At 50.2% G+C, this 22923-nt stretch carries 14 protein-coding genes; 4 read left to right on the top strand and 10 right to left on the bottom strand.

The window, feature by feature from the left end:
- Positions 1 to 355: 355 nt before the first annotated feature.
- The 9 genes from NG795_RS14595 to NG795_RS14555 all read right to left on the bottom strand — a co-directional run bounded on the left by NG795_RS14595 (position 356) and on the right by NG795_RS14555 (position 13570).
- Positions 356 to 2203 carry a DUF4335 domain-containing protein gene (locus NG795_RS14595; protein ID WP_367289392.1) on the bottom strand — a complete coding sequence of 616 codons (1848 nt, stop codon included), beginning with the start codon at positions 2201 to 2203 and terminating at the stop codon, positions 356 to 358.
- Positions 2204 to 2261: 58 nt separating this feature from the next.
- Positions 2262 to 2900, bottom strand: coding sequence for a DUF3038 domain-containing protein (locus NG795_RS14590; protein ID WP_367289391.1), 639 nt, complete (start codon positions 2898 to 2900; stop codon positions 2262 to 2264).
- 262 nt (positions 2901 to 3162) lie between these two features.
- Entirely contained in the window at positions 3163 to 5589 is a 2427-nt protein-coding gene (locus NG795_RS14585; RefSeq protein WP_367289390.1) for an endonuclease MutS2, read from the bottom strand.
- Between the two features lie 178 nt (positions 5590 to 5767).
- Positions 5768 to 5974 carry a hypothetical protein gene (locus NG795_RS14580; RefSeq protein WP_367289389.1) on the bottom strand — a complete coding sequence of 69 codons (207 nt, stop codon included), beginning with the start codon at positions 5972 to 5974 and terminating at the stop codon, positions 5768 to 5770.
- A gap of 212 nt (positions 5975 to 6186) precedes the next feature.
- Positions 6187 to 6891 (bottom strand): uracil-DNA glycosylase family protein, encoded by a 705-nt coding sequence (locus NG795_RS14575; protein ID WP_367289388.1) that lies wholly within the window; start codon positions 6889 to 6891, stop codon positions 6187 to 6189.
- Between the two features lie 88 nt (positions 6892 to 6979).
- Positions 6980 to 7483 (bottom strand): hypothetical protein, encoded by a 504-nt coding sequence (locus tag NG795_RS14570; protein ID WP_367289387.1) that lies wholly within the window; start codon positions 7481 to 7483, stop codon positions 6980 to 6982.
- Between the two features lie 28 nt (positions 7484 to 7511).
- Positions 7512 to 7733: a hypothetical protein gene (locus NG795_RS14565; RefSeq protein WP_367289386.1), complete on the bottom strand. Its 222-nt coding sequence runs from the start codon at positions 7731 to 7733 to the stop codon at positions 7512 to 7514.
- A gap of 560 nt (positions 7734 to 8293) precedes the next feature.
- Entirely contained in the window at positions 8294 to 13240 is a 4947-nt protein-coding gene (locus tag NG795_RS14560) for a PAS domain S-box protein (RefSeq protein WP_367289385.1), read from the bottom strand.
- A 27-nt stretch (positions 13241 to 13267) separates the two neighbouring features.
- The gene (locus NG795_RS14555) at positions 13268 to 13570 is read right to left on the bottom strand and encodes a helix-turn-helix domain-containing protein (protein ID WP_367289384.1); all 303 of its coding nucleotides are present in this window, start codon (positions 13568 to 13570) and stop codon (positions 13268 to 13270) included.
- Between the two features lie 308 nt (positions 13571 to 13878).
- Between NG795_RS14555 and ggt the strand changes: the two genes are divergently transcribed.
- The 4 genes from ggt (at position 13879) to NG795_RS14535 (ending at position 20380) form a co-directional block, all read left to right on the top strand.
- Complete coding sequence (gene ggt / locus NG795_RS14550; RefSeq protein ID WP_367289383.1) at positions 13879 to 15693, top strand: gamma-glutamyltransferase; 1815 nt, start codon at positions 13879 to 13881, stop codon at positions 15691 to 15693.
- 621 nt (positions 15694 to 16314) lie between these two features.
- A complete protein-coding gene (locus tag NG795_RS14545; protein ID WP_367289382.1) occupies positions 16315 to 16716 on the top strand; it encodes a DUF1636 domain-containing protein in 402 nt (133 codons plus the stop codon).
- Between the two features lie 208 nt (positions 16717 to 16924).
- Positions 16925 to 17932, top strand: a complete 1008-nt coding sequence (locus NG795_RS14540; protein ID WP_367289381.1) for a methyltransferase domain-containing protein — start codon at positions 16925 to 16927, stop codon at positions 17930 to 17932.
- A gap of 510 nt (positions 17933 to 18442) precedes the next feature.
- Entirely contained in the window at positions 18443 to 20380 is a 1938-nt protein-coding gene (locus NG795_RS14535; protein WP_367289380.1) for a pentapeptide repeat-containing protein, read from the top strand.
- Between the two features lie 116 nt (positions 20381 to 20496).
- Here the strand turns inward: NG795_RS14535 and NG795_RS14530 are convergent.
- A partial coding sequence (locus tag NG795_RS14530) for a CHAT domain-containing protein (protein ID WP_367289379.1) occupies positions 20497 to 22923 on the bottom strand: 2427 nt, incomplete at its 5' end.

Genomic DNA, 22923 nt, shown 5'->3' with positions numbered 1-22923 from the left:
AGGGTGCATCTACAGAATTTAATATAACACGGTCGATGGGGGGTGTCACCCCTCACCCCCTAGTTTTTTTGAAAGAATTTTCAATTTGGGAATTTTTAAACATTTAATTTGCATTAAACTTCCTCGTAATCTGGCTGAAGCCGCGTCACCATCTGGGGAGTGCGAGCATCTTGCTCGCTATTAATTATCAAGAGCGATCAAGATGCTCGCACTCCTTAAATTTTGGTATAAATAAAATTGCAAATTAAATATATGTAAAGTTTTGTATCAATTCTCCCCTTCCCCAAAAAAATCGGGAGACTGACCCAACTGAGGTCAATCTCCCGATTTCAAAATAACCTTTAATTATCCCAAATTATTGGGCAAAAGTCAAGACCCGACCATCGGGTTCGAGGACGACGCGAATTTGCAGAGACTGGGCCTCCGGTAAGGGTGAGACAAACGGCGTCCCTTGCAACGGCACTCCACTAATATCAATGTGGGTTCCCGAGGCGATTCCTAGAGGGACGATTTGCTGAATCGAACCATCGGGATTGAGGGTGAGGACATATTCCAACTTGTCCTTAAACCCTTGGGGGGGTTGCCAGGTATCTTGGAAATAACTCTTAGCTTCGGCGAGTTGGGGTGGGTCCTCAAAGATGGATTGAGTGCGGGTGGCACTTTCTGCGGGGACATCCCCAGCACTGGATTCCGACTCTGGGAACGATGTGGGAGGCGCTTTTAGGGCGATCGCATCCATCCCTTCTGCCTCGGATACCAAACTCTCCTCGCCTCCTTCCGGGACCGTTGCCGAAGAATCTAGGCGGACATTAGGCAAAGGAGGCGGTGCATCATCCAAGGGGGACCGATTAGGCGATGCTGGGGCGGGATTGCCTTCTTGGCGGGTTTCTGGAGGAGAAGCGGGTTGGGTTGGTGCCGGAGTCGGGACCCGTTCCGGTGTCTGTTGCATCGGTGGGAAACTTGGTTCCGGTGCAGTTGTAGAATTTCCCCTTTGTGCCATCAGTTCATCCCAATCCGGGGGTTCTGGGATGGGGTCGTCGGCGAGGGACGGTAGCGGACGCATGGGAGGCATCGGGTCCGAATCGTCCGGAGTAATTTCCAACTCGACTTGGGGGCGCTGGGGGGCTGATCCAGGCGGTGGCATCTGCAAACCACTCTGCCGCCCTTCAGGGAGGGGTCTGGGTGTCGAGGCAGCCGGAGGTGGTGCCACTGGAGGCGATGCCGGTGAAGGACGGTTTACTCCCGCTTGAGGTGCAGCAGCAGGAGGACTCGTCTGACCCACGGGCGGCGCTGCCGGAGGAACCGGAGGCGAAGTTGGGGCCTTGGGGGGTAAGGCGGAAGGCTGTTGACCGTTCGGGGGGGTCTGGACGCCATTTGGGGCCGGATTTGTCCCGGGGGGAACGGTCGGAGGGGCGACGACTGGGGGAGGAACGGGGACTACATTCTGCTCAGGTAAGGGTTCCGCTGGGCTTTGAGCTACCGTGGGCGTATCCCCTTCTGTAGCGGGATTGAGCAGATTTAACAGGGAAGCACTGACGCCGACGGTAAAAAGGGCCATTGCTGCGATCGCCAGCCAAGGGGGAGTCTTGGACAATCCGGCGACTCCGCCTAAATTCGGTAAGGCGATCGCATCCGCTGCCGCATAATCTAGGGCCGTGGCTAAGTCAAATAATTGTAACGTTCCCAAATTCACCACGGGACCCGATTCTGGGGTTGCGAGTTCACCGAAATGTAACTCATGCGCCAGTAACCCCCGAGGTTTTAAATAAATACCCAGAACGGGTTCAAGGGTTTGAGAATTCCAGGAGACTTGATCCGGTGGGGGAGAGGGGAAACCGGCGATCGGTTTTTCCTCTAGGGTCGGGTGAGGAGATTGTAAGCGCGTGGTGGGTTCTGTAATCTCCGTTTGGACTTCCGACGGCGTAGAGGTGGCGTCAGCTTCGGCAGCGAAATAAGTAGCATTGAGGCGTTGGGGCGACTGCTGCACGAAGTCTTGGACATAATTTGTGACGGCATGAGACAAAGCATCCAGTGCTCGGGCGTCGCCGCGAATGGTAACTTGTTGTTCCTCGGGCAATTGCGGCGCATCAAAACTGAGTTGAAAGCGCAATTGTTTAAGGACAGGTTTGCCCATCCACTTGGAGAGAGGGGAGCTTTTTGCCACAATCTCTAGGGTGCAAGTGGGGGGCGTGTACCTTCGCATAACAGAATTGAACGATGGCATGAGAAAATTTTGAGGGGGTATAGTGCTAAAGGAATGGTTAACGACTGATTGAGCGATCGAGCAAAGCCAACCACAGCCGCCGATGACCGCCCGGACCGCTGTAGAAGAGTAAATCAATCAGCAGTTTGAGGGCTAAGTGAGTCAGCAGGTCCGGGGAGGTGGTGTCTCCATCTTCCATGCGTTCTTGGTAGGTGTTGCAAAACGTATCAATGAAGTCCCCTAACATAGAGGCTTCATGAGGGGGGCGGTTTTGTTCTGAAAGCTGTTCCAGCAGGGCCACACCCCGGCGGATTAATTCGTGGTGGGTTTTGGCGAGGTGACAAATAATCATCACCAGCGATCGCGCTTCCTCCACATCCAGCTTTTTGCGACCCCCCTGACTCTTCCGCATGGGATTGGACTGGCGCAGTCGCCACAAGGAGACGCGATCGGCCACCACCGATTCAAGTCCCAATTCCTCTGCTGTTCGCAGAATGGCTTCGGAACCAATGTCCGCCAAGCATTCCAGGGCCAGCAAGACTAAATCTAACTGAGTTTTGATGTTATCCAACTGTGCCGGGGTCGGTGCATTCACACCCACTACTTCCTCCCAAGGTGGAGAAGCAGCGATCGGTGTCGCTTTGTTAGGAACACCGTTAGGTTGACCCGGGGGAGCTAATTTTAGGGTCTGGCGCATCGTGAACCTCTGTGGGTGGGGGAGATGGGGGAGATGGGGGAGATGGGGAGGGTGGGGGAGATGGGGGAGATGGGGGAGATGGGGAGGGTGGGAGAGATGGGGACATCCTTAATCCGCCCAGATTTTTTAGTCGGTTTTAACCGACTTTAGCTATTAGGCGGGGGTTTAAACCCCCGCCGGTTGTCGCTTCTACTCCCCAGTCTCCCCTATCCTCCCCATCTCCCCTATCTCCCCTATCTTCACTCATCTCCCATCCCATTCCCTATTTAAGATACGCAATTGTAACACCGGAACCGCCCTCATTTTGAGGGGCGAGTTCATAGTGACTAATTTGGGGATGTTGTTTCAAAAAGTCGTGCACTCCTTGGCGCAATTTACCCGTGCCTTTGCCATGAACAATCCATAACGCACCGCCTAGGGGAATTTGTTCGGCGATCGCCTGTTCTAGTTCCATCTCCGCATCGGCAACTCGGGCCCCTCGGATATCCAGGTTATTTCGGGAAGTACGGACGATGGGGGCTTGGGTTGCCACTTTTTCCGTTGCTGCCTCTGCTGCTGGGGAAACTTTGGGGGTTTGGGTAGCGGCTGGTTTTTTGGGTGGGAGTTCCACTTTTTGACCATCCAGGGATTCGATTTCTGTAATCCCGATGGTCATTTTCATCAATCCAAACCGCACCGTAACCTCCAAATCTCCTTCTCCGACTGCCAATACTTCGCCGGTTTGTCCAATTTGGGGAATCCGCACGCGATCGCCCGCTTTGGGACGAAATCCCGGTTTCGGTTTGGCGGCTTTTTGCTGTCGCGACGGCAGATGTTTTTCGGCAATTCCCTGTAAATCCTGGGTTGCTTGATTGGCATCCTGTCCTGTGACGTTGCCTTGTTGCAAGCGGCGAATCACTTGGGCAATTTCTTGCTTGGCAACGGCGATCGCCTCTGCAACCGCTTGTTCTTGGGACTGTTGGAGTTGCCGTTCCCGTTCTTTCAAGGATTTTGCTTTATCCGCCACTTCCCGATACAGGCGTTCGGTTTCTCCCAGCAATTGACCCGCTTCTTTCGCCTTGGTTTCCTGCTGTTTGCGCTGATTTTCTAATCCAGCAATCACTCGATCTACGTCTTGGGTGCCGGTGGGTGCGACTAAGTTGGCTGCCTGATCCACAATTTCAGACTTCAACCCGAGACGGCGCGCAATGGTTAAGGCATTAGAACGGCCCGGAATCCCCCAGAGTAAGCGATAGGTGGGTTGTAAGGTGGCTTCATCAAACTCTACTGAGGCATTCTCGAAGCGATCGTCTTCATATTTGAGGGCCTTGAGTTCGCCATAGTGGGTGGTGGCGATGGTTAACTGGGAACAATCCGCCAGATGATGCAACAGGGCGATCGCCAAGGCACTGCCTTCGGTGGGGTCAGTTCCAGCCCCTACTTCATCCAGTAACACCAGGGAGTCTGGGGTACAACTCCCTAAAATCCTGCTAATCCGGCGAATATGGCCGGAAAAGGTGGAAAGGCTTTGTTCTAGGGACTGTTCGTCTCCGATATCCGCCAGTACAAAGTCAAACCAAGGCAGTTCTACAGGTACTTTGGCGGGGATAAATAACCCCACTTTCGCCATGAGTACCCCTAACCCCAAGGTTTTCAGGGTGACGGTTTTTCCTCCAGTGTTGGGCCCGGTGATGGCAACAACTTTAATTTGAGGTTGGACAATTAAATCAATGGGAACGACGGCATTGCCATCTTCATGCTGTTGTTGCCAGATGAGCAGGGGATGGCGCAATTGCCGCAGGGTAATGGTTTGGGCCTCTTCCCCTCGGTCAATAAAGGTCGGGGGGTTGGCATTTAACCAGTAACTGTACCGGGCACGGGCGGTTGCCAGATCGAGGATGGTGACGATCGCCAATAATCGCTCTAAATCTTCGACGACTTCGGTAATTTTGGCCGTTAGCGCCCGCAAAATTGCTTCTTCTTCGGCTTTTTCTTGGCGCAGCAGGACCCGCGCCTTGTTGTTCAGTTCAACGACGCTATGGGGTTCTATATAAAGGGTCGCCCCACTCATGGAACTATCGTGAACAATGCCGGGAATGGCATCTTTTTGGGGAGATTTCACGGGGATCACAAAGCGATCGCTCCGTTTGGTGATCAGTTGTTCTTGGACGGCGTTGCTATGCCGTTGCAAGATACTCTGCAATTTCTGATAAATCTGGTCGCGGATGGATCGCTGACGCTGGCGAATTTCCCCTAATAGGGTGCTGGCGCGATCGGCGACTTGAGCGCGATCGTCGATGCATCGATGGATTTCCTGCTCGATTTCTGGATAGGTTCGCAGATCCGCAACCAAACGGTTGAGAACGGATAATTGGGGATGATCGTCGATGGTGCGGCGCAGTTGTCGGGCACCGGAGAGGGTAGTGGCGATCGCCAGCAGTTCCTCCGCAGATAAGATGCCATGCAAGTCCGCCCGTTCTAAGGAGTCCCCAATATCATGGATGCCATCAAAGGACAGGGTAGTGAGTCCCTGATTTTCTAATTCATAGACTTCTTGGGTTTGAGCAAGCAGCACCAGTGTCTGCTCCAACGTCTCAGGAATTTGGAGGTCACCGGCAGCGATCGCTCCCAGCTTGGTCCCAGCAAATGTTGCTAGGTGCTGGCACAGGCGCGGCCATTCTAGGAGTTCTAAGGTCTCAGACTGAATCAATGCTTCAAAGCTAAATAGGAACTTCGGGGATTTATATCCTAATCGTAGCTTAGGGGAGATTGGGGATGGGGGAGTTGGGGAAGATGGGGAGATGGGGAGGACTTACAACAGCAGGTTTTTTACATTTCCGGTCCCCTCCCCTGTGTCTTGGGGAGGGTTAGGGTGGGGTTCTTGTAGTTCACCTAAATGCGGAGGTATGGACTAGAGAGGATTGGCGGACTCTATTGCTCTGTTGGGGTCTAGCACCAAAGGATTCGTTTAAGACGGTTTCCAGCTCGGCTAGGGGGTCGCCTTCAATGCCTTCAAACATGGAGTTGAGGGCTTTTTGATCGCGATCGCTCAAGGGGAGGAAGGAGGGGTTGAAACCGTAGCTTAAGGTTGCCATTACTATATCTCCGCTAATTGCTGTTTAAATTTTTCATGAATTCTTGAATCTCATTTATAAAGATATGATAAAGTTGCCCCGAAATGCTTCCGTGAAACCACCCAACTTTAATTAGGAAAAATTTATGAGGGACTTCGTAAAACTTCATAACAGCCAAATCATCGGTGATTCGTCCAAAAACAGGACAAATCACCGATAACTCCTCCATAAATTCACTGAAAAATGTCACTCAGGCGTTGCTGTAGGAGTTGGGGAAATTGGGCGTAGTATCTCTGGTTGAGGGGGGAGGGATGAGGGAGTGGCAGTAAGGTGATGGGACGCTGATGGAGATTACCTTGAGAGTCTTTAGCGCAAAGGGTAATGGGTTGGCTAGAACTGTAGCGATCGCCACGCTGAAAAAATTCTTTCAAGGTCCCTTTTGGGGCGTAGGGAGTAAACCAGTCAAAGGCATCGTTTCCGAGGGTGATGATGCGATCGCCTTGCCAGTGGCAGACGAGGAGGCGCTCAATATAGGGCCGAAAGCGCTGTTTAACCGCTGTACTATAGGCTTTATTTCCCGGGGGTTTGTAGGGGACGGTATTGGTCAATAAAACTTGGTCCAGCACCTTTTCTAGTTCCGTTTTATCCCCTGCCTCGCTGTTAAAAAGAGTCCGATACAGTCCTTTGCGAACCAGGGAACCCGCTGCACCATATAACGGTTGCCGAGTTGCGACTTCATCTTTACCCAAATCTCGGCCAAAAACGCATAACTGACTTTGCAAGTTCCCCGCATAGAGAATCGGTTGAGTCGGTTCGGCATTGGCTTTTTGATAAACGGGTTCATCTAGGGGAAATTCAGCCCGTTTTGCTTCTTTCTGAATTTCATCAATTAACGTTTGAATCTCTAACATGACAGTAACGACGGACTGGATTAACATCGCTTACGTTACCGCGTTTTGTCACCTTTAGGGAATTTGGTTGGGGAAGTTTCACTGTTCGGGGACAGAGGAACCCTCGGGAGATTTGTTAGATTAATTGATAGGCTAAATCCGGTGTCGCCACGGACTCATTTATCATGGGAAACCGAATGGTAGAGGCGGCCCAATTTTTGAAATCGGGGGCTAACCGAACTAATTTGTGCATGATTTCATCATTCACCCACAAGATGACGGGAAAGGCGAAGTCTTTGCGAAAATCATCCCGGACAAAGTTGGTAGCTGTCAGTAATTGTTCAATAGAAATAACGGATTCTAATCCCAAAATCATTAAAGCATTGGGCTGTTTATTGTGTAGCGTTTGTTGCACGGTCGTATAAAGGGTTTTGACCGAGGGCTGCAAAGATAGTTGGTAAATCTCTCCGGACCAATTAATCGGTAATTGCTTGACGAGTTGCGATCGCAGAGCAACGGAGTTACAGCAAGCCAAAATTAGGCAAAATTGACCTTGGGACAGAGAAATCGCGCGGTCTAATCGTTTCAGGGATAGGGAGTGAGGATGAGCGCTTTCATCGGAGGAATACAGGTCTATCATGGTCTATATCCTAAATTTTTTTATGTTATTAAGAGGGTTTCCTCGGTGGGTCTCGGTGCCGGTCTCGGTAGGGTCGGTTGCGATGGACCTCTGTGCGATCGCCCCATTGATCGGGACCCCACCCCTCTAACGGGGTGAGCAGGATTGCAAAGCCGGGACCGATCGCAACGATCGCTGCCTGTCCGAGGCAGTTGCTCGTTCCCAGGCGTTCTCCCGGGAAAATCCCTTCGGCACATTGACTGGATTGCACTTTAGCCTGAAGGACCAAGTGAATAGCTAATCATACTAAAGTTTCTATAGAAGTATATTCCATTTTTCTTCAAAAAAGGTTAAATTTTTATAACAATTTGCTCATTTGGGTTGCCATTTCACTCTCTGGGTCAATCTAAACGCGCCCAAGACGCAGCTACTCTGTCTAAAGTTCCATCCTCCTAGGGGTCTGAAGGTTGGATTTGCGATAACATTGAGAGAATTGAGGCGACTTAAGCCCTGGCAAGGGGAAACTGCTCCCCTGAGATGGTTTCAGGTGCAAGACTTAATATACAAGGTTTTCAGGGATTTGTAGCGCCTCTCAAAACCCAAGTTTGGATAAAGCCGAAATATTAAGAATTCATCATATTCGGGTGAGCAACTGCTCGGAGCATCCACCTTTGGACAGACTAGGATTCGGTGGGTGAATAACAGGGCCCTCCGCATCTTTTTCAGGGTTGGGATTCCGAAAGCCCTCCCCTACCGATGTTTAGGCCCTGGTTTAAAAGGAGAGAGAATCCCCCATCCAAGCACCCAGGACCAATGACCAATGAAGCAAAATCACCCGGGGATTAACTGCTCGATCGCCTTGACTAAGACTTCAGGTTCTACCGGCTTGGATAGGTGCAGTTGAAATCCCGCTTGGAGTGCTTTTTGCTGATTGGACTCTCCTGCGTAAGCAGTCAAGGCGATCGCCGGAATCGCGCCCCCCTGTTCTGAAGGCCGGTTTCTCACCTGCTGAATCAGCATATATCCATCAATATCGGGCATTCCCAGGTCGCTGACGAGAACATCAAAGCTATGGCGATCGAGACAGTTAATGGCTTCGACTGCCGAGGCTGCAACCTTGACCTGTGCACCAGCTTCAGCTAGAATTGTTGTGGCTAGTTCTCTCATATCCGCCTCATCGTCTACCAACAGAATTTGAACTCCCCTCAGAGGTGAGGCGTCGGGTTCCAACACCGAATCACATTCAAGACTATCCCCAGGGGTTCCCCGGTCCTGAGTGAGGGGCAAACAGATCGTAAATGTCGCCCCTTGTCCTTCGCCGGGACTGGTTACGGCAACGGTTCCTCCATGCAATTCAGTGAGATAGCGCACGATCGCCAATCCCAATCCCAGACCCCCAAATTGTCGCGTGGTTTTCCCATCCTGCTGGCGGAATAAGTCAAAGACATAAGGCAAAAACTCGCACTCAATCCCTTTTCCGGTATCGGTTACCCTAATTTCAGCACAAGGGCCTTTCCGTTCCAGGTAAACATCCACCCGTCCTCCGGTGGGTGTAAATTTAACGGCATTGGATAATAAGTTCCAGATAATCTGCTGAATCCGATCGCGATCGCCAGATACCAGCCCAATATCCGATTCAAAATGGGTAGCAATCTGAATCTCTTTGGAACTGGCAGCTAACTGAACGGTTTCCAACGCTGACTCTAGGGTGGAGACTAACTCGACGGGACCGACATGGAGGGCAATTTTACCCTGGAGGATGCGGGATACATCTAATAAATCCTCAATCAGTTTAGAGAGTAAGCGAGCATTGCGCTCAATGGTTTCCAAGGCGCGATCGCGAGATGCGTTGTCAAATTGGCGAGTTCTTAAGAGTCTTGACCAGCCCAAAATTGGATTAAGGGGCGATCGCAACTCGTGAGAAAGGACGGCCAAAAATTCATCTTTTATCCGGTTAGCTGCTTCCGATTCCTCTCGGGCCGACCGTTCCCGGGCGAGGAGTTGTTCCCGTTCTTCTTCAGCCTGTTTACGCTCAGTGATATCGGTATTACACCCGACATAGCCGACAAAGCGAGTGCCTTCAAACCGGGGCAACCCTAGCACTTCCATCCACCGATAAACCCCATCATGGCGACGCATCCTCACAACGGAGCGATGCTCACTCCGATTGGCGATCGCCAAGCTATACTCTCTAATATAATCCGCCCAATCATCCGGATGCAAACTTTCGGTCCAATCCTGAGTGATATCCGATTGGCACAAACCCGTAAACTCACGATACCGTTCATTCACAAAGTGACAGCAGGCTTGTTCATCCTGCATCCAAATCTGGATCGGCACCTTATCCGCCAACAGCCGGAAACGATACTCTGATTCGCGCAATTCCCCCTCAACCTGTTTGAGACGGCTAATATCTAAATTAATCCCCGCCCAACAGATAATTTCTCCGGCTTGATTTCGCACAGGTACGCCTCGAACCAGAATCGGATGCCAGTTGCCATCGACCCCACGCACGAGTTGTTCCCGGTCCCACAACTCCCCTGTTGTTGCTCCCGCAGTCCAGTCAGCGAGGGTCTGTTGGGCTGCTTCCGGTTCCAACACCTGTACCCAACCTAAACCCTTCCATTCTTCCAGGGTCATGCCGACTAGACGCAAAAATGAATCGCTTGCATACAGGTGATGTCCCTGGCGATCGCAAATCCAGATCCCATAATCTAGGCTTTCCCCGATCGCCCGATATACGCCTTCGGTTTGGCGGATGGCTTCTTGGGCCAAATAGCGATCGGTAATATCAGAAAAGGTGACCACTCCAGCTCTGATAGTGCCATTTTCATCATATACTGGGGCGGAATTGACCAGAATAATCCCCCTTGTACCATCTCCCCGACTAAAATGGATTTCTTCGTTTCTCACCACTTCCCCGCTATAGACGGAACGGTATAACGGCCAGTCCTGGCGTTGATAAGCCCGTCCATCGGGATAAAATGCCTCATATAGGCTCGGGTGATTCAGGTCGTCCACAGGGATTAAGTCTGGAATTCGGGAAATTTGTTTAATTTGCTCGTTAAACAAGAGAATTTTTCCCGAGGGAGCTTCGGCGACAACCACCCCAGCGGGTAATTGTTCTAAGATGGCATTGAGCAGTTTTCGCTTCATGCTGACGCGATCAAGCAGTTCTTGCTTTTCTACTTCTTCTTGCTTGCGATCGCTAATGTCCTGCATCACCCCTAAGATTCCCAGCACTTGTCCATTGGCATCATATTCAGCCAGCCCTTTCACCGCTACCCACCGTTGCCTGCCGTCGGGACGTCGGATGCGATATTCAATGTCATAGTCCTGGCGATCGCGAATGGCTCGTTCCATCGCCTGCTGTACCTGATTGCGATCTTCCTCGGGTAACATTTCCTGGATTTCGGCCCAGGTGAGATCTGCTTCGGGGACAATCCCCAGGATTTCTGCTGCTTTTGGGGAAAAGGTCATGCGATCGCTGGACATTTCCCACCGGCAATCTCCCATTTTTGCCGCTTCTAAAGCAAGGCTCAACCGTTGAGCGCTGGTTCTTAAGGCTTCCTCGGTTCCCTTGCGATCGGTAATATCGATTTGGATGCCGCTCATTCCCTTAATTTGACCGTTCTCATCTAATAGAGTCTCTCCAATATTGCTCAACCAGCGCACGGACCCGTTGGGTAGCAAGACTCGATATTCTAAGTTAAAGTTACTGGGACTATTCAGGGTGGTTTGTACCGATGCCTCAACGGTTTGGCGATCGTCCGGATGCACCGCTTGCAACCAGTTTTGATAGGTGGTTTCACAATCGCCCGGTTCATAGCCTAACAAGCGATAATTTTCATCGGACCAGAACCAGCGATCGGTCGTGAGGTCCCATTCCCAGATTCCGGCATTGGCGGCACTGAGTGCGAGGGATAACCGCCGTTCATTTTCTTCCCGGGCGGCTTCTGCCCGAATGCGATCGCTAATATCGAGGCATACCCCCGCGAGAAACTGTTGTCCTGTGCTATCCCAGAAGGGAAATTTGTAGGACATATAATAACAGGTTTCCTCGTCTTCTCGTTCAATTGTTTCTAAAAATTGAATGGGTATATCTTGCTCTAGCACCTGGAGATCGTTAATTTGCAAATTCCTCGCCACCTCAACGGGAAATAATTCAAAATCAGTTTTGCCGAGAATTTCTGCATTCGGACGCTGCAACCATCGCTCTAATGGCCCATTGACATAAATTATCTGTCCGGTAGCATCCTTGATAAAGGCAGCAAAGGGGCTATGGCTCATGAAGTGAGAAAATAATTCTTGACTCTCGCGCAAGGCATCTTCCGTGCGTTTGCGTTCAATAAATTGGGCAATTTGAGAGCCAATGGCTACCATTAAGTCCAGCAAATCCGGGTCCAAGGGTTGGAGGCGATCGCTAAAGCATTCGATTTCGGCTAAGAGTTTATCTCCCAACAGAATCGGAAATCCACAGGCAGTCCGCAGTCCCGCTTTGATGGCTGCTGCTGCTCGGGGAAAGTTCCCATCTAGTTCTAAATCTGATATCCACGCCGGTTGACGGTTCTCCCAAATTCGTCCGGGTAGTCCGACCCCGGGCGCAAAGCTAATTTGTGCGGTGAGGTCCAAAAACTCCTGGAGTTCTTCTAAACCGGGGGAATGCCAAGTTTGGAAGGAGTGCAGACGATTATCCTGGGGATTGAGCATCCAAATCGTCCCCACTTGCCACCCTAAACTTTCGCACAAGGCTTGTAAAATAGCGGGAACGGCATCAACCCAAGTGCTGGCTTCAGCTAACACCTGGGCGATCGCATATTGAGCCGATTGGCGCTGTTGGGTCCGCTTGCGATCGCTGATATCTCGAATATAAATCCCGATTCCCTCATTTAAGGGAAACGCCGAGAGCTCTAACCACTGATTCGATTCGGATAAAAAATATTCCTCCGTTACCCGAATTCTCTGGAGTTGCGATCGCTGTAACACTGGAGCATTCAACCACTCCAAGTGACTCCCTTCGGTACTGAGTTCCTCACCAAAAGCTTTGCCTAATAACTCATCGGACGATCGCTGCAACAGCCTGAGAGCTTCGGAATTGACATAAGTAAACCGCCAATTCCCATCCAAGGCGATAAATCCATCGGGAATGCCTTCTAAAACATTCGAGATCCGGTGGGTTGCTGATTGCACCGATTCCTCAAACGGCAGAATTCTCAACGATTGCTCACCCTCTGGGGATGGTTCTGGACTCCGCCCGGATGAAACCATCAACTCTATCGGTTCTGGCTCCGGGTGCAGAGTTTTCGGCGTCTCAAGGGTGGGGGTGATGATATTAAAAATCCCAGCAACTTCCCCTTGTTCATCGAAAATCGGACTAGAAGAGAGGGTAATTGTTACTTCCTCAGCACAATTGCAGCGATCGCACTCAAAGCATTGATTTTCTAACTCTTGAGCTTGTCCCGTGGCAAATACCGAGGCGACTGCTCTTGCCATTGCCGGAAAATGGCTCATCCAACAGTCCCGCACAGGCTGACCGAATAATTGCAACTGCGGAGTTTCTTGGAGTAGCTGATGGTAAGCATCATTATAAAATTGGACCCAATCCGGTCCCCACAAAATGGCGATCGCCACGGGAGAAGTCAAGCTCAAATTGACCGCATTCCGCAAACTCCCCGGCCAACTTTCCATCGCACCGAGGGGGGTTCCCGTCCAGTCTATTTTTCCCATCAGCAGACCCATCTTGCCACCGACTGTCAAATAATTATCCTCCACTTCCATTACTTTGCTTTCCTTGGGTACGAAGCTCTAATCCTCTATTCCTAAATAGCTCAACAGCAGGTCCCGACTCCCCTCTCGGAGCTTGGGTGATGGGGAATCCCCGAGTTCGTCAATCACTGCTCGAATCTGCTGCAAGGCTAAAGAAGATGGCTGGACGCGAGCATTTTCCCAGCGATTGATTGTCGCATAAGCCACCCCCAACCTCAATGCAAACTGTTCTTGGGTTAATCCCGCAAGCTGTCGCAGTTCCCGAATCAGATGTCCAACTTGGGGTTGCTTCAGGGGCAACGTTTTGTTAGCCCCTGGGGTGATTCTGGAGGAAGACCCCATATTTTTTCAGTTGATGTAACATTTGTTATATCAATTTTCGGTCAAAGGCTTGAAACGGCTATCTATCTAAAGAAGGATTTCAGAATTCCCCTGACGCTGTATGGAAGATGACCGGCAAGGGAGAAGTGAAGGAATTGCCACGGTTTCTAGTCCCTACTGATTCCAGAGGATTGGAATCAGAGGCAGAGGGTTCCGACGGGTGTGGATTCAGGGATGGGAAGCATCCGAATGGAGGGACTGTTTTAATCTGGCGAAGACCTGAATGATTTAAACTAGATAGATTCACTGTTTAAACGGGTCGAGAATTTATGCGTCGGGTTCCCCCACCCCTGAAAACTGGACTGTTGCGCTTGATGGTGGCATCGGCGATCGCCATTCCCTTATCGATTGTAGTGGAGATGGCGATTTTTAGAAACCTGGATCGTCCGTTTCCACCCCTGTCTCAAGGGTTGAAGTTTGTAAATGCTCAACTTTCCAGCAAGAGTCACCTCGCCAATGTTCCCATCACCGAAGGGGTGGCGGCAAAGAATGGCATGGTTGTCACCGCCTCTAGGGAATCCTCTCAAGTGGGGTTAGAAATCCTGAAAGCGGGGGGAACTGCTGTGGATGCTGCGGTAGCGGTGGGGTATGCTTTAGCCGTTACTCATCCTTGTTGTGGCAACTTGGGTGGGGGTGGATTTATGCTAATTCGTCAGGCGAATGGGGAAGAGGTGTTCCTAGATTTTCGGGAAACGGCACCCCTGGCGGCGACCCCTGAGATGTATCTGGATGAAACCGGGGAAGTCGTGGAGGGATTGAGTCGGAGGGGATATTTGGCGGTTGCGGTTCCGGGTACAGTGAAGGGACTCGATCGCGCCTTAACTCGGTATGGTAAGCTTGATCGCGCTCAAGTGATGGCTGGTGCGATCGCCTTAGCCCAAGATGGATTTATTTTACAACCCGGTGACATTGAGATTCTCAATCGCAGTGTAGAAGAATTCCAAGATCAGCCAGAAGTTGCAGCAATTTTCTTAAAAGAGGGTAAAACTCCCTACGAAGTTGGCGATCGCCTCATCCAACCGGATTTAGCCAACAGCTTACAACAGATTGCGGATCAAGGACCGGATGCCTTTTATACGGGACCCATTGCCGAGAAAATTGTTAATGCCAGTGAACAAAATGGGGGAATTCTCACTTTAGAAGATTTTAGCACCTATAGCGTGACCGAATCCGCCCCCGTGGAATGTTATTATCGAGGCGATCGGGTGATTTCTGCACCGCTACCGGGAGGCGGAACCACCCTTTGCCAAATGCTGAATGTGCTAGATGGATATTCCATCGCCGAACTCAACCGCAGTGAAACCCACCGCTTGCATTTGATGCTATCGGCGATGTTGTTTGCCTTTGCCGATCGCAATACTTATTTAGGGGACCCAGCATTTGTGGATCATCCCAGCGATCGGCTACTCTCTCCCGACTATGCCGCACAACTTCGCGCCAAAATTCCCGAAAATCAAGCCATTCCCCCGGAACCGCTTTTCCATCAGACTCCCGAATCCACCGGAACCGATACCACTCACTACTCCATCGTCGATCGCTACGGCAATGCCGTCTCAGTTACTTATACCATTAATTCCTTATTTGGGGCAATGGAAATTTCACCGGGAACGGGATTTTTCCTCAATAATGAAATGGACGATTTCACCGCTAAACCTGGAGTTCCCAATCAATTTGGGTTAGTCCAAGGAACCGTCAATCGCATCGAACCGGGGAAACGTCCTCTCTCCTCCATGAGTCCAACCATTGTCACCCGCAACGATGAATTGTTCCTGGTTACCGGCAGTCCCGGAGGTTCCACCATTCCCACCACCGTCTTACAAGTCATTACTCATATCAGCGATCGTAACATGACCGTAGCACAAGCCGTCAGCCATCCCCGCTTCCACTACCAAGGATTACCGAACAGGGTGATGACTGAACCTTTGGCACTCTCTCCAGAGACTGTAGAACGGTTGTCCGCAATGGGATATCACATTGATTCCTTCCCAAATTGGGGTGCAGCCTCATCCATTGCTGTAGAAGGAGACACCCTCTGGGGAGCAAACGACCCCCGTCGTCCCGCAGGTGCAGCATTAGGATATTAAAGTTAGCGGATATCAAAGGGATTGTATCATGGTTGCTCCATTCAGGAAACTCCAAAAAATAAAACCGCCAAAATGTTCGTAGTAACCCCTTCAGGGGTTTCTTTAAAGAAGACTCCTGAAGGAGTCACTACAAACGGTTGGATGATTTATATTTTGCAATCCCCTAATTACCGTGAACGAACCTCCCAAACCCCTTCCCTTTTGAAGAAGGTGGAGAAGAGGAAGAAAGGGGTTTTTAAGTTAATCCACTTTCTTCATTTTATCTTGATTTGAATACAAAAACTATTGCATCAAAGCTGTTTTTTTTATTCTTGATGTGGCTGTTTCTGGGCGAGGGAGTTAAAAATTAAGCACAATTGCAGTTGAGTTGTGGTAGGATAGGCAGAACGCTCGATTTCAACGGGGTAAGGTTCCTAACCGAATAAAGGGTCAAGATTTGTCTGGGTTTAAGCCAAACCACAGCCGAATTGTTATTCCTGTTTTGTCTCAATCAGGCCGCCGAATTCAGGGCATGATTCACTCAGCGATCGCGAGTTTGACCCAAGTGCGTTAAACGGGCGATCGGCCAACCTTCACAATCCCTTACGGGTGTCCCATCCATTCAACTTTGATAGAGAGTCCATGACCCAAGCTACCCTATTTGTCTGTTCCCTCTGCCGATTTTCCCGTAAAGAACCCACTCAAAACGGGCTATCGGGGGGAGAGTATTTAATTCAGCAATTGCAAAGTGAATTGCAAGCCAAAAACCTGGAATCGGTAATCCAACTTCAGCCGGTGCGCTGTATGGCAGCTTGCAGCGATGCTTGCAATGCTACCCTTACAGCGGCCGATAAAATTACCTTTGTTTTGAGTGGACTGCCTCCAACAGAATCCGCACCTGATTTAGCTACCTTTTGTCAACAATATACCGCCGCTTCTGAGGGAAAAGTTCCCTACAAAGAACGTCCGGACATCATTCGGGAATCCACAGCATTTGTTCTGCCTCCTTTCCCCGTTCCAGCCCGTTTATCCCCGGCAATTTAACCGCAGAAATGGCCTCGTCAATTCTCCTCTCATTTTGACTATCATCACCCCCAAAAAATTGGGGGTTTCTGACCCATAAAATTCCCCCCTCCCCTCTCAGGGGAGGGGGGTTAGGGGGGAGAGGGCCCTCACCTAACCCAACCCGGTTTTAATATCATCTGCTTCTCGCCAATCCTCTGTTTTTTAGTTAAACCTTGCAAATCAGCTTATGACTTTAATTTTTGGACTAACGCTCACCCTATTTATTGTTAGCCTTATTCTGTATCTCAGCAGCGCCCGCAAATATCAATCTCCCGATTCTGTCGCCAATTCTTATGACGAATGGACTCAAGACGGGATTTTAGAATATTACTGGGGAGAACATATTCATCTCGGGCATTATGGTTCTCCCCCAGAATCCAAAGATTTTCTCCAAGCCAAAGAAGACTTTGTACATGAAATGGTGCGTTGGGGAGGATTGGATAAATTACCCCCAGGAACGACAGTTTTAGATGTGGGTTGCGGCATTGGCGGAAGCAGTCGCCTCTTAGCGAAAGACTATGGGTTTTCAGTTACGGGTATTACCATTAGTCCTGAACAAGTCAAGCGGGCACAAGAACTGACCCCCCCGAATTTAGATGCTAAATTCGCCCTAGATGATGCCCTCGCTTTATCCTTTAGCGATCGCAGTTTTGATGTCGTTTGGTCCATTGAAGCCGGACCGCATATGCCAGATAAAGCACAATTTGCTCAAGAATTATTGCGGGTCCTCAAACCCGGAGGTATCCTAGTCGTTGCCGACTGGAATCAACGGGACGATCGCCAAACTCCTCTCAATTTCTGGGAACGCCCGGTGATGCAGCAACTCCTCGAACAATGGTCTCATCCCGCTTTTTCCAGCATTGAAGGCTTTTCTGAACTGTTAGAATCCACCGGATTAGTAGCCGCAGAAGTCACCACCGATGACTGGACCAAACAAACCCTCCCCTCCTGGATTGATACCATTTGGCAAGGCATCATTCGACCTCAAGGATGGATGCAATTTGGAGTATCTGGATTTATTAAATCTGTGCGGGAAGTTCCCACAATTCTGTTAATGCGTCTAGCCTTTGGCACGGGACTCTGCCGCTTTGGAATGTTCCGCGCCATCCGCAGTCCGGGAGAACCCGCTTCTGAACATCAAGTTGCCGCTACAGTACCCGGCTCAACACCGATGGGGGATAAATCCCCAGCCTGATAGAATCAAGTCGGCTAAAGACGAGTGCAAGTCTTATCCCGTGGGGTTTTCAGTCGGTTTCAACTGAGATCTTGCACCAGTGGCAACACCCGGCGGGGGTTTAAACGATTGGCGGCCTAATAGCTTAAGTCGTCTAAAGACGACTGCAAGCCTGATACAGTGGTGTTTTCAGTCGGTTTCAACCGACTTTAGCTGTTAGGCGGGGGATTAATCCCCCGCCGGTCTAATAGCTTAAGTCGTCTAAAGACGACTGCAAGCCTGATACAGTGGTGTTTTCAGTCGGTTTCAACCGACTTTAGCTGTTAGGCGGGGGATTAATCCCCCGCCGGTCGTTGCCGGAGAATTTGGCCCCCGGATAGCCTAGAGTTAGGTCCCTCTCGGGTAGTTTCCCCGGTAAAATCCGAAAGAGGCGATCGCAAAAGTCGAATGTTGGGAGATAATCTGTCAGAGGAGAAAATCCAGTTCCCCTCCTTCAATATCATAGTCCTGATTTCGATGCGGGAGAGAGCAGTGGCACAGTGTCCAGTTTGTCAAGCAACTTATGTTGAGGGCGAGGTCAAAAATTGCTCGACCTGTGGTTGGGATTTGACGCCATACCCCTTGACCTTGGGACGAATCCCGGATAGTTTTTTGCGGAAAGAACGAGCACAACTGAGTTGGGCCCGCAACCATTGGCGATCGCAGTCTCAGTCTAAACCCATTGATTCTGAGCAAGTCACTCAGACTCAAATGCAGTTGTCCCAACTCAAAACCCAGCTAGAACTCTCCAATCAGGAACGAGATCAGCTCCAATCCCTGTTTGAGCAAACCGAAGAAGCCTATTGGCAACTGCATAGCAAACTAGAAACCACCCACGCTGAACTAGAAACCGCCAAAAAAGACCGAGAACAGGCCCAGTCCCAGCTAGAAGACGCCAAAAAAGCCCAGCAATCCCTGAAATCTCAACTCGAAACCAGCCAGATTAAACTGGAAGAATTTACCCAGGAATGTGCTCAATATAAGTCGCAAATTCACGAAGCGGCTAAAGCTTATTGGCGCTTGCAAGACCGTTTAGAACAGGAAGAAAAAGAGCGCGATCGCATCCAAAGCGAACTCACCAAAGCCCAGTCCGACAGCAAACTGCATAAAGCCCGGACCACTCAACTCCAGCGTCAGATTGAAGAACTCGAAAAAACATTACAACAAACCGCTCACTCCCATTCCAGCGATGGAGAAACAGTCCTAGAATTGCAAAACCAACTCCAACAAGCAGCCACCGCCTACTGGCAATTGCAAAGCCAACTCACCGATACTCAATCGGAACTCCATCACTACAAAAACAATGGAGGCCGGGTCTCCCATGAGGAGCGCTCTCAACTCCAAACCCAACTCCAAACCAACGCCGCCAAATCCTCAGAACTCGAAACCAAACTCTCCCTAATCCAAACCGAACTCGGCGAAGAACGGCAAGAACGCCGCATCAGCGAATCCCGAACCGCTTGGTTACTCGATGAGCGCAATCAACTCCAAACTCAACTGGAACAAGCCAATGAGGAGCGGGTTCTGCTGCAAACCCAACTCTCCCAAACCCAATGGCAACTCGAAGTCGCCAACCAAGAAAATAGCCGCTTACTTTCAGCCACTTACAACTCCCAATTCACCCGAAATACCGGCCTTGGACAAAACATGAAAAACGCCATGAGCGTTGCCTTTGTCCTGCTCTCTTTAAGCCCATTTTTATTACTCTTTCATCCCCGAGTCTCTGACCCCTTGTTAAGATTTGCCTTACGCAAAGGATATCTGACCACCGCCACCCACAAAAATTTAAGTCAAATCAACTTAGCCGGAGCTCAATTAGATGACAGCAACTTCAGCAGTTCAACCTTAAATAACGCCGACTTAGCCGAAATTAGTTTAATCAACGCTAACCTCCAACAGACCAATCTGAATGGAGCAAGTCTGCAATCGGCTAACCTCAAATATGCCAACTTAACCGACGCCAGTTTAGACTGGGCCAACCTCACCAATGCCAACCTCGAATTCGCCAACTTAAGCGGAGCCAATTTAGTTCGAGCCAACTTAAGCGGAGCCAATCTTCGGGGTGCGAATTTACTGAATACTCAAATTGATATTAATACCACCCGCATTGATTCCGAAGATTTACTCAATTGGAAAATCGTCAATTGGCCCCGACGAAACCGACAACTAGCCGGATTAAACTTGGGTGGATTTAACTTAAACAATGCCAGTTTAATCGACGCCAATCTGCAACGAACCAACCTGCAAAAAGTTAACCTAATCAATGCCGACTTGCGCGGAGCCAAATTAATGGGAGCAGACTTAACCGGAGCCAATTTATCCGCAGCAAAGCTAACCAATGCCGATATCACCGGAGCAACAGTCATCGGAATTACCACCGATAACCTCACAGTTTGTCCCAATGGCAGAAGTGGGCCTTGTCAATTTTAAACCCTTCAAAAAGTAAGAGTGGGAGCAACAACCTCCCACCCTCACCCCCTCAAACCCTCTCCCTAAATCTCCCCCCTCAGTGCAAATCAGTGTAATCAGTGGTTAAAAATCCAATCTCACTCCGCCTCCCCCATTAACGTAAACGCCGCCCAATCCACCGGATTCGGATACTGCTGCATCGTGGTTAACATCGCCTGCCGCAACGCCTGCGCCTTATCCCCACTCTCCTCCCAAAGCTGATAAAACTCCCGCATCAACAACGCCGTAGAATCATCCGGCACCTTCCACAACGACACCAACACACTCGGCACACCCGCAGAAATAAAGGACCGAGATAAACCAATCACCCCATCCCCAGTAATTTTCCCCCGTCCCGTATCACAAGCCGATAGCACAACCAACTCCGCATTCAGATTCAACCCAAAAATTTCCGCTGCGGTGAGCAATCCATTATCCGCACCCGAAGGCGTCAGCGCCAACCAACTATCTAAGGGAATATTCGGGTCAAAACTGCCATGCGTCGCCAGGTGAATAATCCGTGAAGACTGCATCTTCTGCACGACACTCGCTTTAGTTGCCGTTGCCCCAATCAGGGGAGTGACATTCAGCAATTGCCCAATCTCCCGCGCCTCCAATTCTGCACCAGGTAAGGCAGTCAGTTGTGCTGTTCCCACCACCGGCATTGTCGGATTGCCCACAATTAAAACCTCTGAATTCACCGCCGTCTGAGCCTGTTTCTGGTCCCGAGTTAACCCCAAGACTTGAATCGAAGGCGCGGTGAGAATAGTATGCTTTTCGATTAAATACTGACCCTGGCCATCTTGTAACGCCGGGAACGGGACTAAAAATAAGGCATTGTGAGGGACGAAAATCACCCGTTCGCTCGGGTTGGTTGGCAGCAAATCGGCGATGGGGTCAATTAACAGTTGATACAGTTGTTTCAACTCCCGATTTTCCTGTTGGTAAACTGAACTAACTTGCTCATCTTGCGCCTGGTAATTAAATAAACCCCCTGCACTGCGGACTTCTGTACTTCCTTCCCGACTTTGGGAAACCGTGATGTTATTCAGACAGGCAAAGTTATCAAAACACCGGGCATCTGCGATCGCTTTGGCTAAGGAACCGCCTTCCTCTTGCCCTAACGGTTTGAGGTCCGTGCGCCGGAAGGTGATTTCTCCAGTGGGTTTAATCACCCAGATATACAGTTCCGATTCCCACAATCGCTCCATGTTACCAAAGGTGAAAGGTTCACGAATGTAAGAATATTGAACAATCGTAGCCTGTTGTGCTGCGGCAATTTGTTGAATTTCTCGCAGATTGGGCGGGGTCACCGTGACTGGGGTTTCTCGATTATCCGAGAGGCGATCGGCGAGTAATTCCACAAAAGCACGGGCACGTCCCCGTTCAGAAATTTCCAGGGCCGCATCCAGTTTATTTTGAGCAATCAGAACGGTTTGCAGGAATTCGTAAGTTGATTTCTGTTGTTCAAACAGGGAGATTTTTTGCTCATCGGTCAACCCTGGACGTAATTGTTCCTGAACTTCAATGGATTGGCGGTAGAATTGCTCCGCTTGGGCGTACTCTCCCAGAGAATTGTAAACAACTCCGAGACCGATGAGGTTGTTGCCTTCCCCCGCTTTGTCCCCGAGTTGCCGGGTTATTTCTAAGGATTGGCGGTAGAATTGCTCCGCTTGGGCGTACTCTCCCAGAGAACGGTAAATATTTCCGAGGTTGCTGAGAGTGCTGCTTTCCCCCACTTTGTCTCCAATTTGTAGAGAGATTTCTAAGGATTGGCGGCAGTATTGCTCGGCTTGGGCGTACTGTCCCAGAAAATAGTAAACATTTCCGAGGTTGTTGAGGGCCATGACTTCCCCCTCTTTGTTTCCGAGTTGCTGTCTAATTTCTAAGGATTGGCGGTAGAATTGCTCGGCTTGGGCGTACTGTCCCAGAAAATAGTAAACATTTCCGAGGTTGAGGAGGGTGTTTCCTTCCCCCTCTTTGTTTCCCAGTTGCCGAGATATTTCTAAGGATTGGCGGTAGTATTGCTCCGCTTGGGTGTATTCTCCGAGAGAACCGTAAACATTTCCGAGACCGTTGAGAGTATTGCCTTCCCCCGCTTTACTCCCCCGTTGCCGGGATATCTCTAAAGATTGCCGGTAGTATTGCTCCGCTTTGGCGTACTCTCCCAGAGAATGGTAAACATTTCCGAGGTTGTTGAGGGTGTTTCCTTCCCCCGCTTTGTCTTCAAGTTGCCGTCTAATTTCTAAAGATTGGTGGTAGGATTGCTCCGCTTGGGCGTACTCTCCCAAAGAACGGTAAACATTTCCAAGGTTGTAGAGGGTGTTGCCTTCCCCCACTTTGTCTGCGAGTTGCCGGGATATTTCTAAGGATTGGTGGTAGGATTGCTCTGCTTGGGCGTACTCTCCCAGATAAGAGTAAACATTTCCGAGACTGAGGAGGGCGTTGCCTTCCCCCGCTTTGTCTTCAAGTTGCCGTCTAATTTCTAAAGATTGGTGGTAGGATTGCTCCGCTTGGGCGTACTC

This window comes from Laspinema palackyanum D2c (assembly GCF_025370875.1).
GTDB classification, from domain to species: domain Bacteria; phylum Cyanobacteriota; class Cyanobacteriia; order Cyanobacteriales; family Laspinemataceae; genus Laspinema; species Laspinema palackyanum.
This window is presented reverse-complemented; position numbering and strand designations above follow the sequence as displayed.

What these genes read in the sequence shown, in the direction of transcription:
- NG795_RS14595 (WP_367289392.1), bottom strand. Translation starts at nt 2,203, where the DNA reads ATGCGAAGGTACACGCCCCCCACTTGCACCCTAGAGATTGTGGCAAAA.
- NG795_RS14590 (WP_367289391.1), bottom strand. Translation starts at nt 2,900, where the DNA reads ATGCGCCAGACCCTAAAATTAGCTCCCCCGGGTCAACCTAACGGTGTT.
- NG795_RS14580 (WP_367289389.1), bottom strand. Translation starts at nt 5,974, where the DNA reads ATGGCAACCTTAAGCTACGGTTTCAACCCCTCCTTCCTCCCCTTGAGC.
- NG795_RS14575 (WP_367289388.1), bottom strand. Translation starts at nt 6,891, where the DNA reads ATGTTAATCCAGTCCGTCGTTACTGTCATGTTAGAGATTCAAACGTTA.
- NG795_RS14570 (WP_367289387.1), bottom strand. Translation starts at nt 7,483, where the DNA reads ATGATAGACCTGTATTCCTCCGATGAAAGCGCTCATCCTCACTCCCTA.
- NG795_RS14560 (WP_367289385.1), bottom strand. Translation starts at nt 13,240, where the DNA reads ATGGAAGTGGAGGATAATTATTTGACAGTCGGTGGCAAGATGGGTCTG.
- NG795_RS14555 (WP_367289384.1), bottom strand. Translation starts at nt 13,570, where the DNA reads ATGGGGTCTTCCTCCAGAATCACCCCAGGGGCTAACAAAACGTTGCCC.
- ggt (WP_367289383.1), top strand. Translation starts at nt 13,879, where the DNA reads ATGCGTCGGGTTCCCCCACCCCTGAAAACTGGACTGTTGCGCTTGATG.
- NG795_RS14545 (WP_367289382.1), top strand. Translation starts at nt 16,315, where the DNA reads ATGACCCAAGCTACCCTATTTGTCTGTTCCCTCTGCCGATTTTCCCGT.
- NG795_RS14540 (WP_367289381.1), top strand. Translation starts at nt 16,925, where the DNA reads ATGACTTTAATTTTTGGACTAACGCTCACCCTATTTATTGTTAGCCTT.